At 37.9% G+C, this 12,000-nt stretch carries 8 protein-coding genes; 2 read left to right on the top strand and 6 right to left on the bottom strand.

The window, feature by feature from the left end; genetic code table 11:
- Positions 1-162: 162 nt before the first annotated feature.
- Positions 163-597: a DUF4395 domain-containing protein gene (locus FHY47_RS03175; protein WP_066099705.1), complete on the bottom strand. Its 435-nt coding sequence runs from the start codon at positions 595-597 to the stop codon at positions 163-165.
- A 503-nt stretch (positions 598-1,100) separates the two neighbouring features.
- On the opposite strand from FHY47_RS03175, the gene katA reads away from it, so the two are divergent.
- Positions 1,101-2,552, top strand: coding sequence for a catalase KatA (katA, locus tag FHY47_RS03170; RefSeq protein WP_139063775.1), 1,452 nt, complete (start codon positions 1,101-1,103; stop codon positions 2,550-2,552).
- 568 nt (positions 2,553-3,120) lie between these two features.
- Positions 3,121-3,903, top strand: coding sequence for an alpha/beta hydrolase (locus tag FHY47_RS03165; RefSeq protein WP_066099711.1), 783 nt, complete (start codon positions 3,121-3,123; stop codon positions 3,901-3,903).
- Between the two features lie 209 nt (positions 3,904-4,112).
- Here FHY47_RS03165 and FHY47_RS03160 read toward each other — a convergent pair whose 3' ends face one another.
- The 5 genes from FHY47_RS03160 to FHY47_RS19490 form a co-directional block, all read right to left on the bottom strand.
- Positions 4,113-5,600 (bottom strand): UxaA family hydrolase, encoded by a 1,488-nt coding sequence (locus FHY47_RS03160; RefSeq protein ID WP_148629634.1) that lies wholly within the window; start codon positions 5,598-5,600, stop codon positions 4,113-4,115.
- A 12-nt stretch (positions 5,601-5,612) separates the two neighbouring features.
- Entirely contained in the window at positions 5,613-7,082 is a 1,470-nt protein-coding gene (locus tag FHY47_RS03155; protein WP_148629633.1) for a tagaturonate reductase, read from the bottom strand.
- 74 nt (positions 7,083-7,156) lie between these two features.
- A complete protein-coding gene (locus FHY47_RS03150; RefSeq protein WP_066099720.1) occupies positions 7,157-8,170 on the bottom strand; it encodes a LacI family DNA-binding transcriptional regulator in 1,014 nt (337 codons plus the stop codon).
- A gap of 57 nt (positions 8,171-8,227) precedes the next feature.
- Positions 8,228-9,658, bottom strand: coding sequence for a glucuronate isomerase (gene uxaC, locus FHY47_RS03145; protein WP_148629632.1), 1,431 nt, complete (start codon positions 9,656-9,658; stop codon positions 8,228-8,230).
- Positions 9,659-10,339: 681 nt separating this feature from the next.
- Positions 10,340-11,992: a pectinesterase family protein gene (locus FHY47_RS19490; RefSeq protein WP_187393418.1), complete on the bottom strand. Its 1,653-nt coding sequence runs from the start codon at positions 11,990-11,992 to the stop codon at positions 10,340-10,342.
- Between the last annotated feature and the right edge of the window lie 8 nt (positions 11,993-12,000).

The following is a 12,000-nucleotide window of genomic DNA, read 5'->3' as shown; positions in this document are numbered from 1 at the left end:
AGCGTGCAAATTAATTATCAGTTCAACAAGGATTGCATGCTACAGTTTATGCCCATGCTGAAGAAAGGTGACCTTGATTTAAAAATAGGAGCAAGTTATGCGGAATTCTTCTATAATAGTATGAAGAAGGATCCTGCTATTTACAGGATCCTAATACTTTCTTTAAACTGTTTTGTTTGTCGATCTTTTATACATATATTGCTGCCATTGAAAACGAATAAAGCAGCCTATACAAAATCCCAGGATAGCAACGAATGATGCAATAGCAACCATGGCCGTAAATACATATCCAGCAATCATCCAATCAAGCATATAACTGATCAGGCCGCCTGCAAGACAAATAACAGCGATCACTTGATTAAATTGTTGCTGAGCCCACTCTTCCGGGATATAATCAGAAGTTTTTTTTCTTAAAAATAATTTACCTGCTTGCATGATTGGATTGAATCCAAAGACTAAACCCATAATTCCTGCAAATAAAGGCAGTGCTAAAATCCATTCAACACCTGTTACCCAAGTAGCGACCACGCTAAGAAAAATCACCCATTGGTTTAAACGTACCAATGGTCTCGGAACTGTGCGGACCGTTTCTCCCATTATTTCACACCTCTCCAATATGTTTTATATGTTATTTTTCATCTTACTCTGTTTAACCATAAATGGGAAAGTATAAGAATTTAATTAAATTATATTTCTCATCAATACTTTTAGTCATTAATTGTATTTAGAGGAAGAATCATGAACCATTCTAATTGACAGCAAGGAAGTTGATAAAGGATAATAACTTTCCCATTCATTTTGTAAACGAACTAGTTCGATAGTAGATTTTTTATAAACTTGATAATTTTATACTCTAATTAAAAGAACATAAATAAGAATACCTGCTTCTTAATTGAGAATCTCCTTGCTGCCTCTCTTGCTTGCTTTATTTCTAAAGGTAAAACCCCTACCTGTAAGAGCTCTCTCACAATGAATTAAATAAGCATCCTTTCACTAAATCTCCTTTTATTTATAATTATTTTAAATAAATAGTAGTTTTTAATTGATAATATTATAAAAAATAAATATAATAGGTTTATCATACGAAAAAGGTGGTATAAATAATGTCCAAAAAATTAACAACTAGTTGGGGAGCTCCTGTAGGAGATAACCAGAATTCCATCACAGCTGGAAGACGCGGACCAACTTTAATTCAAGACGTACATTTATTAGAAAAATTAGCTCATTTTAACAGAGAACGTGTACCTGAGCGTGTAGTACATGCAAAAGGCGGCGGAGCACATGGTTATTTCGAGGTTACAAAGAATTTAACTGAATATACAAAAGCTGCTTTCTTATCTGAAGTTGGCAAAAAAACTCCTTTGTTCATTCGTTTCTCTACAGTTGCAGGTGAACTTGGTTCTGCTGATACATTACGTGATCCTCGTGGATTTGCAGTAAAACTTTATACTGAAGAAGGTAACTACGATATCGTTGGTAACAATACTCCTGTCTTCTTTATCCGTGATGCAATCAAATTCCCTGATTTCATACATACACAAAAAAGAGATCCAAAAACACATTTGAAAAACCCTAATGCTGTTTGGGATTTCTGGTCACTTTCACCAGAATCTTTACATCAAATAACGATTCTTATGTCTGATCGTGGTATTCCTGCTACTTGGCGTCATATGCACGGATTTGGTAGCCACACCTTCAAATGGACGAATGCTGAAGGTAAATCCGTATGGGTTAAATACCACTGGAAAACAGAACAAGGGGTAAAAAATCTATCTACTGATTTGGCTGCTGAGCTTGCAGGTACAAATCCAGACTACCATATCGAAGACTTACACAATGCAATTGAAGCTGGCGATTATCCTGCATGGAAATTATGCGTACAAATCATGCCGCTTGAAGATGCCAACACATATCGTTTCGATCCATTCGATGTAACAAAAGTTTGGTCTCAAAAAGACTATCCTTTAATCGAAGTTGGCCGCATGGTATTAGACAGAAATCCAGAAAACTATTTTGCAGAAGTAGAACAAGCTACATTCTCTCCTGGTAATTTTGTTCCTGGTATTGATGTATCACCGGATAAATTGTTGCAAGGTCGTTTATTCGCTTATGCAGATGCTCACCGTTACCGTGTGGGAGCAAACCATAATCACTTACCAGTCAACCGTCCTAAAGTTGAAGTAAATAACTATCAACGTGACGGCCAAATGAACCCAAGTATAAATGGCGGTTCTTCTGTCTACTACGAGCCAAACAGCTTCGGAGGTCCACAAGAATCTCCTGAAGATCAACAAGCAACATTTGAAGTGGAAGGCTATGCTGCAAGCACTTCTTATGATAATGATGATTTCTACACTCAAGCTGGTGATCTTTACAGATTGTTAAGCAGTGAAGAACGCGCTAACCTGGTTAACAACATCGTTGGATCTATGCAAGGTGTGACTGTACCTGAAATTATCGAACGTCAAATCCAGCATTTCTACAAAGCTGATCCTGAATACGGAACACTTGTAGCTGCAGGACTTGGTTTAACAGTAACTGAAGAAGTTTAATAGAATAATTTAATCGTATTTTACGTTCTCAATTAAGTTTAAGGTACTGCTATACGCAGTACCTTTTTTTAATAAAGACACAATTTCCCCTTCTCCTCCAAGTTTTTAAGTAGTATTTTTTAGCCAAGTAAGGACTCGAATAAAATGAAACGGCTCAAATAAACTAATCAAAAAAAGCATGATAAAAAAAGACCAGAGTGACAGAAATTTCAATCCCCTTCTTTCTGATTTAGAAATTGCTACAAAGCTAAAAATCACTCCAACGAAACCAAGTAATAATTCCTAAAATTATCAAGAACATCGACCATGCACTAAACCTCTTCACCATTACACCTCCAACTATAACTCCAACACCATCTGCAATAATCTTACAAAACATTTCAAACTGATCTTGATATAACGAGGTTACCGATTCAATTAATTAACAAATAAACATTATCCTTGCCGGGTTCAAAATATACTTATTTTCTATAAATTTGAATGTATCACTCGCTGTGAGTATTCATTCTTAAAATACTACTCAGAGTTCCTATATAATAAAGAAAAGACAGATATGGGAGGAAATTTTATGAAACACATGATATGGCCGGAGACAAGAATAATAAATGATGAGATACCGACCCTTACGCCTTACCTTGTTAGAGAAGGAATGCATGGTGGAGGAATCATCGTCTGCCCTGGAGGTGGATATCAAAGGAGAGCTGAGCATGAGGGGGTACCTGTTGCAAGATGGCTCAATTCTCTTGGCATAAACGCTTTTGTGCTCGATTACCGGGTTTCTCCGGCTAAACACCCTGCACCGCTTGCAGATGCTCAACGTGCCATCCGCTTTATCCGCTATTATGCAAAAGAATGGAATATAGATAAAGAGAGAATTGGTATTCTTGGTTTTTCGGCTGGCGGCCATCTAGCAGCAAGTCTCTCGAATCTGTCTGATTATCCAGCCTATGAGAATATGGATGTGATTGATGAAGAATCATCTAAGCCTGACATTTCCATTCTTTGCTACCCGGTCATATCCATGATTGAATATACACACGAAGGATCTGTTACCTCCCTGCTTGGTGAAGGAGTTACTGATAAGGACCTATATCTTCTCTCCCATCAAAGAAATGTCAGTAAAGAAACACCCCCAACCTTCCTATGGCATACGGCGGATGACAAAGCAGTTCCAGTCGAGAATAGTATTATGTATGCACAGGCGCTGAGCAAGGCACAGATTCCTTATGAATTGCATATTTTTCAGCAAGGAAGACACGGACTTGGTCTTTCCAAAGAGGATCAAGATGTAGCTCAATGGACAAATGTGTGCGCCGGTTGGCTGCGAAAACAGGGTTACGGAACTTTTTAAAAGTAAGAATTGATTAGGAAGGGTGATTAACCCCGACCTCTCACACCAATGTACTTAGTTAGCCTTGTATGCAGTTCGTGTTCCTTGGGGGAGATTTGCCTCCGACTTCCTTCAGATTCCGCTTCGCCACGGACACCCCTGTCGGGCGCACCCACAAGAAAACGATAGGAACCGTCCTATCGTTTTTTCTTTGATTTGATTGATCGCATTTATAAAGTGACGCCGGTTTTAAAAATCGCAATTTCTCTAAAATCATTTTTCTCGTTATTGACCAGTTCTCCACTTGCAACTTTAATAATATACTCCGTAAAATCCTGTAAAACGACATCTGGCTCCTCTTCCAGAAGCACTCCGGCATTATAATCAATCCAATGTGGCTTATTTTCATAAATAGCAGTATTGGAGGAAATTTTCATCGTAGGAACAAAGGATCCAAATGGTGTACCGCGCCCTGTCGTAAATAATACCATCTGACAACCTGCAGAAGCCAAGGCTGAAGAGGCTACGAGATCATTTCCGGGTGCACTTAATAGATTTAGACCCTTATGCTCTAATCTTTCCCCGTATTTCAGAACATCAACGATAGTAGAAGTACCAGCTTTTTGCGTACAGCCAAGTGACTTATCCTCTAATGTAGTAATTCCTCCATCCTTATTTCCGGGAGATGGATTTTCATAGACTGGTTGTTTATTTTCCATAAAATATTCTTTGAATTCATTAATTAATCCTACCGTTTTTTCAAACACTTCCGAATTCTGAGCTCGCTCCATTAAAATAGTTTCTGCACCGAACATTTCAGGTACTTCCGTTAGAACCGTGGTTCCTCCTTGAGCTACAAGGAAATCTGAAAGTCTTCCTAAGAGAGGATTAGCAGTAATACCAGATAGTCCATCAGAGCCTCCGCATTTTAATCCAATCTTCAACTCTGATAACGGTACCTCTTCACGCTTGTCGCCTTTGGCATTCTCATAAATTTCTTTTAGTAAATGAACACCTGCCTCAATTTCATCTGAGACTTCCTGCGAATTAAGAAATTTGACACGACCTTCGTCAAACTCTCCCAGACTTTCCTTGAATTCATATAAATTATTATTTTCGCAGCCTAATCCCAAAACTAAAACACCACCAGCATTAGGATGTAACACAGCATCCATTAAAATTTTTCTTGTATTCTCATGGTCGTCTCCTAACTGAGAGCAACCATAATTATGTTTCAATACGAGAATGTTTTCGAATGGGCTTATATCTCTCACTTCTTTTTCAAAAAGCTTAATCATTCTTTCCGCAATCCCATTGACACAACCTACCGTTGGTACAATCCAGAGCTCATTACGGATACCGACATCACCATTTTTTCTTCTAAAGCCCTTGAATGTTAAGTACTGCTGCTTATAGGGATTAGCTGTGAGTTTTTGGTTGAACTGATACTCTTGAATCCCTTCCAGATTCGTTTTCGTATTGTGCGTATGGACATGTTCACCAACGGACACCCCCTTGATAGCATGCCCGATCGGATAACCATACTTCACGATATTTGCATTAATAGCAATGTCTTCGACTGCAATCTTATGTCCCCTTTTAATACTTTCCTTTACCTCGATTTCTTTCCCTTGAACAACAATCTTATAACCAGCCTCTATATCCTTTAACGCGACAATCACATTATCATTTTCATTTAGGTGAATGATATCTAACATTGTCTTTCCCCCTTATTTTGCTGTCTTTTGTTCAAAAACGGCCTCAATTGCCTGCTTCATACCTTTTGTTTCAATTTCAAAAAGATCCATTGTAACAGCAGTTGTTAAACCTGGTATCTCGTTTAAATCCATCTCCCAATTCTCTTCATACCCCAGTACATTGGTAACAATTGCGTTAGTACTCTCCAATGTTCCATTAAAGTGGCCCCATTGCTCCTTATATAGATCTAATATATCTTGATTATCAGATAACTTGATTTCCTCTTCTCCTCTTTTTCCTTTATAAAATGAAATCAATGCAGCAAGAGAGAATATTAGTTTTCTAGGCAAATCCCGCTTACGATTGTAGTATTCCAGTAAAGTTGGCAAGTCTCTGGTATTAAATTTTGACATTGAATTAAGCGATATACTTAATAAGAAATGCTGAATAAATGGATTTTGGAATCGTTCTAGAACAGCATCGGCAAAAGAGTGCAATTCTTCTAACGGTAGATCCAATGTTGGAATGATTTCATCATAAATCAGTTCTTTTACAAATTGACCAACCACATCATGCTCAACTGTTTCAGCTACCGTATTTAATCCATATAGATAGGCAACTGGTGTCAGTGCTGTATGAGCCCCATTTAATATACGTACCTTTCTTGTTCTGTAAGGTGTCATATCCTCGACAAACAATGTATTTAAACCAACCTTATGCACTGGGAATTCCTCACGAATCCATTCTGGACCTTCTATCACCCACAAATGGTACTGCTCCCCAACCACAACCAGATCATCTTGATATCCAAGCTCTTTCGTAATCTCATCAATACTATCCCGTGGATATCCTGGAACAATTCGATCCACAAGACTCCCGCAAAAAGTATTTGCCTTATCAATCCACTGAACAAAGCCTTCTTCAAGCTTCCAAAGTGCAGCATATTGAAGCACCAATTCTTTTAACTTTTCTCCGTTCCGCTCAATTAGCTCACATGGGATGATAATAAACCCTTTTTCTTTGTCCCCATTGAACGTTTGATAGCGGCGATATAAGAAAGCAGTTAACTTACCTGGGAAACTACTTTGTGGTCGGTCCTCTAATCGATCTTTTTCATTAAATGCAATCCCAGCTTCGGTTGTATTCGAAAAGATAAAGCGCATTTCAGGGTTTTCAGCTAGTTTTAAGTACTCGTCATACTGTGTATAAAGGTTTAAGCCTCTGCTGACAGAGCTGATAATTGAATGCTCCTTCACAGCCTTTCCTTCTTTTACACCTTGTAAATAAAGCGTGTACAAGCCATCTTGATCATTTACTTTTTCTACCATGTCTTGGCCGCGCGGTTGAACCACGACTACACTTCCATTAAAATCAGTGTTCCTATTCAATAGATCGATCTGCCAATCAACAAATGCTCTCAGGAAATTTCCCTCCCCAAATTGCAGAATCTTTTCGGGATATAGGTTGGCTTCCTTTACTAAATTTCTTGATAACTTTTCCACGGGGTCACTCCTCCCATTTATGCACACGTTAACATTTTATGAAAATATGTTACTAGTCAAATGACTAGTAACGGCTAGGTTGATTTAAAAGGGGAAACCGAACGTCTGATGACAAGTTCCGTTTCGACATAAATCTTCCCACCTGGCAATTCCGTATTTTCATCCATCTCCAACATTTCTAACATCTTTTTTGCTCCCAGTGAACTAATTTTTTCAATCGGCCGTTTCACGGTTGTAAGAGATGGGTTCGTATACTGGGCAAATTCGATATCATCAAAGCCAACAATCGAGATATCCTTTGGCACCGTCAATCCTTTTGCAAAAGCCGCATTCATTGCACCAATGGCCATATCATCATTTGAACAAAAAATGGCTGTCGGAGGGCGTTCCAATGTGAGTAACTTTTCCAAAGCTAGATAACCACTTTCCATATCATAGTTTCCTTGAATAATATATTCATTTTTAATTGGAATATGATGATCACTTAGTGCATTCAAATATCCTTCTCTTCGCTCCATTGATGATTTAAATCCTTTAATCCCTTCAACTATAGCAATGTCCCGGTGTCCCTGTTGAATCAAATACTTAACGATTTGTGAGGAACCTTCCCGGTCATTTGATACAATGTTCAAAAGAGTGGAATCTCCTATATCCCGTCCCAAAACCACACAAGGAATCTTTTTTTCTTTTAAATAGGCAATAAAATCATCATCATGATCACTTTGGCTCATTAGTATAATACCGTCAAACCGTTTATGATGAATCGTAGTATAATCATCAAGATTTTCAATGCCTTTAACAAATAGATTATAATGTTGAGTAATTACAGAATTTACTCCTTTTACAGTTTCTACAAAAAAACTTGAAGAAGTACCATTTGTAAGACTTGTCAGGAAAAGCCCAATCGTATAGGACTTCTGCTTTACAAGACTTTTGGCGTTATAGTTTGGAGTATAGTTCAGCTGAGATGCAATCTCGATTATTTTCTTTTTTGTACCTGGTTTAATTAAGGGGCTGTCATTAAGTGCCCTTGATACAGTTGTATGAGAAACATTTGCTATTTTTGCGATATCTTTAATGGTAACCATTGATTCCGTCCTTCTTAATATCAGTCCTTCAATCCATCATATCAAAAAAACTAGAATTTAATAGTCCCCGGCTGATATCCCCACTTTTTCAAATTGAAAATACTCCGTCGCATTGTTATAGGAAATCCCTTGAATAATATCCCCTAAGAATTCTATGTCATTTGGTACTTCCCCATTTTCAACCCAATCAGCAATCAATGAACAAACAAGTCTTCTGAAATATTCATGTCTGGTATAAGAAAGAAAGCTTCTTGAATCTGTCAGCATACCGATAAAACGCGTAAATAACCCTAAATTGGCGAGTGACTTCATTTGTTCTAACATACCTGTTTTATTATCGTTAAACCACCATGCTGTTCCAAATTGAATTTTCCCAGGAACTCCTCCGCCTTGGAAGCTGCCTATGATCGCCGCAATAACATCATTGTCTTTCGCATTTAACGAATAAATAATCGTCTTAGGCAGACCACTCTCCAACTCGATTGCATTCAATAAACGGACTAAAGGTTTAGCAACTTGATCATCATTGATAGAATCATATCCAGTATCAGGGCCAAGGGTATTGAGCATTTTCGTGTTATTATTTCTTAACGCATTAATATGGAACTGCATCGCCCAATCTAGTTCAGAATATAACCCACCTAAAAATTTCAGCGTATATGTTTTATATTTCTTTTCATCTTCACTTGAAACTTTCTTGCCTTGCAAAGCCTCTTCAAAAATATGAATGACTTCCTCTTTTGTCGTTTCAGCAAACACCATCGAATCAATGGCATGGTCAGATACTCTTCCGCCTATAGAATGGAAAAAGCGAACTCTTGACTCCATGGCTTGTAAAAAGGCATCGTAGGAAGTGATTTTTACATTAGATATCTCCTGAAGTTTATCCACCCAATCTAGGTACCCTTCGCGATTAATCTCGAGTCCCTTATCTGGACGAAAACTTGGCAATACTTGAACATCAAAGTCATCCTCTTCTTGCAATTTCAAATGATACTCGAGAGAATCAATAGGATCATCAGTCGTACAAATAACCCGAACATTGGATTTTTTGATGAAATCTCTTGCACAATAACCTGGGCTATTTAAAAGAGCATTCACCTTTTCCCAGATTTCCGGAGCACTATCTTCGTTCAACAAATCGCCGATTCCAAAAAATCTTTGTAATTCCAGGTGTGTCCAGTTATATAATGGATTACCTATTGTCATAGGAACAGTTCTTGCCCAGGCCAGAAATTTTTCATAATCAGTTGCATCTCCAGTAATATACTTTTCCTCGATTCCGTTGCTTCTCATGGCACGCCATTTGTAATGATCACCGTATAACCAAATCTCTGTAATAGTTCTAAAACGTTTGTTTTCATATATTTCCTTTGGACTTAGGTGACAATGGTAATCGATAATTGGCTTATCTTTTGCAAAATCATGGTATAAGCGAATCGCTGTTTCATTATTTAACAGGAAATCTTCATCCATAAATTTCTTCATAATAGCACCAGCTTTCTAATATAGGTTGGGCATTCAAAATGAACTAACTACCACGTTTAATCTAATCTCCCACTTTTGCACACGTTAACATTTTTAGAAAACAAACACATACAATTTAGCAAATATATAGAATAAAGTGCATGATTACTAACTTTCCATACTATACTTTTAACTAACAAACATTGGTATTCTACCTTTAATGTTAAATTATTCTAGTTCTGATTACAAGATATATAGATCATTAATTTCAAAAAATAAGCGCTTTCAATTTATCATTATGAATTATTGTAAGAGAACAACCTCCATACGTATCTCAGCATTTATTAAGGAGCCGCAATCATCTTAGAAGTATTTCTTACAGCCTTTCTTTAACCAATTATGAACTTTAGCACTTTCACATCATTCTTAGCTTGTGAATGAGTTCCTGACTTCTGAACATATCTAATAATCTACTGTTTAATCTACAAGTAGTTTGTATTTCTCGTCCTCTTCTACAAAAGGTAAATGATTACTCTGTTCAACCGATGCCATATTGGCATTTGGTATTAAATCTGCTGCTTTTTTGGCTAACCCCTACTTTCTGCCCTCGAGGCTCGGGACCTTATCCCTAAAGCTTACACCACTGCCGAGCGCACCCAAAAAGGCATGAGTATCATTTAATAACCATGCCTCTCAGTATTTTTATACATAATTCTTTATTAGATATTCCCTAAGTGGAAGGCTTAACTCTTCTATTCCTTCTGCCACAAGCTCTGCCATTTTTTCTGCCCCATATGAACTGAAATGAGTATCATCTGTAGGATTTGATGGATTAGTCAACGCGTACCAAGCAAACAACTTCTTCGTTTCTTCAGCACCAAAGGTTTCGTAAAGAGACTTTGTTTTTTCATATAAATCAATAACAGGTACCATTAAGTGATCACCCAACTGACGCACAGCATCTGGGTAACTTCCAAGTGAATTAACGAAATTTCCATCTTCATCAAAGGTTCTTCGATTGATCGATGTTAGTAGTACAGGGATCGCTCCTTTCTCTTTAGCACCCTCTACAAAGACTGATAAATACTCCTGATAAGTCGTGAAGGGATCGGTGGCTCTTTCCTCTTCAGCCTTTTGGTCGTTATGGCCGAATTGGATAAACAAATAATCACCAGGCATGATTCTATTTAGTATCAAATTTAGATGACCTTCATTGATAAAACTTTTTGAACTGCGTCCACCGCGGGCTTCATTAATAATTAGAACATCATCGATAAAGAACGGGTCTAAAAATTCACCCCACCCCCGTTTATTCCCTTGGTCAGCTTTGACTTCTTCCATAGTAGAATCTCCTGCCAGGAATATGTGAACCCCGGCTTTTTCTAACTTTCCGAGTGTCGGCCAATCCTGAAGAGACCCAAAAATCGTTTCAATTTTATAATTTTCAGCTTCCTCCTTGGGTAGTATATGCACCCAGGGCGTCCTCTTGTCCATGTCTGCTCCAGGACCATGGTTGTTATACTCTGCGTAATAGGCATTCTCTCTGGCTAATGGCTTATCCCAATCATGCCAACCAGTTTCTTTTATATGCTCATCTATCCAACAACGGAGAAAGACAGTCTTGGCATAATCCCTCCATGGACGACCTAAATAAACGCTCCTGGGCTTGGCATCACTGGTTAAAAAACAATCAAAAAAAACATATCCATAAGCCTCTTCATACGGAGTAGAGGCAGCTGTAATATACCCGTTTATTTCCTTGTTTCGATTCAAGCTGTGGATTTCGCAACTTTTAAATACAGACGTTGCCGAACCAAATATAAAATCGATATCCCCTTCAATGTAGCAATGAGAAAAATAGCTCCTACCTACTCTTTTCTCCTCTTCATCTCTTGGACCTCCAAATCGGCTTGTTTCAATTGGCTTTGGCGGCAACGGTCCCGTAAATAACGTATCCTGACTTCCAAGGAATGAGCAATGGTGAAATTCTACCCTATCGGCATCAACATAGGCAGCAATCGCCTGTCCAACAATACTCCCGCTTCCCGCACTATTTTCAAACGTAATATTCTTTGCATAAAATCCATCACCAGTAATAATGGTACTATATGACCAAAATGTACCCATATTCTCACCGTTCGGAAACTCCTTTTTGGCATAGTCATCATATACAATTTTCACTTTGTTCCGATGAGTACCAACTAATGAGATATTTGGTTTATGAATTTCAAGCTTTTCCTTATAAATACCATCCTTAATATAGATGGTGATTCTCTCCTGATTTGTACTCGTAATACTGTCAATGGCTTCCTGAATGGTTGTAAAAGAGCCAGTACCATCCTTTGCAACAATCATACAAATCA

The organism is Bacillus sp. E214 (assembly GCF_008087365.1).
Classification (GTDB): domain Bacteria; phylum Bacillota; class Bacilli; order Bacillales; family Pradoshiaceae; genus Pradoshia.
This window is presented reverse-complemented; position numbering and strand designations above follow the sequence as displayed.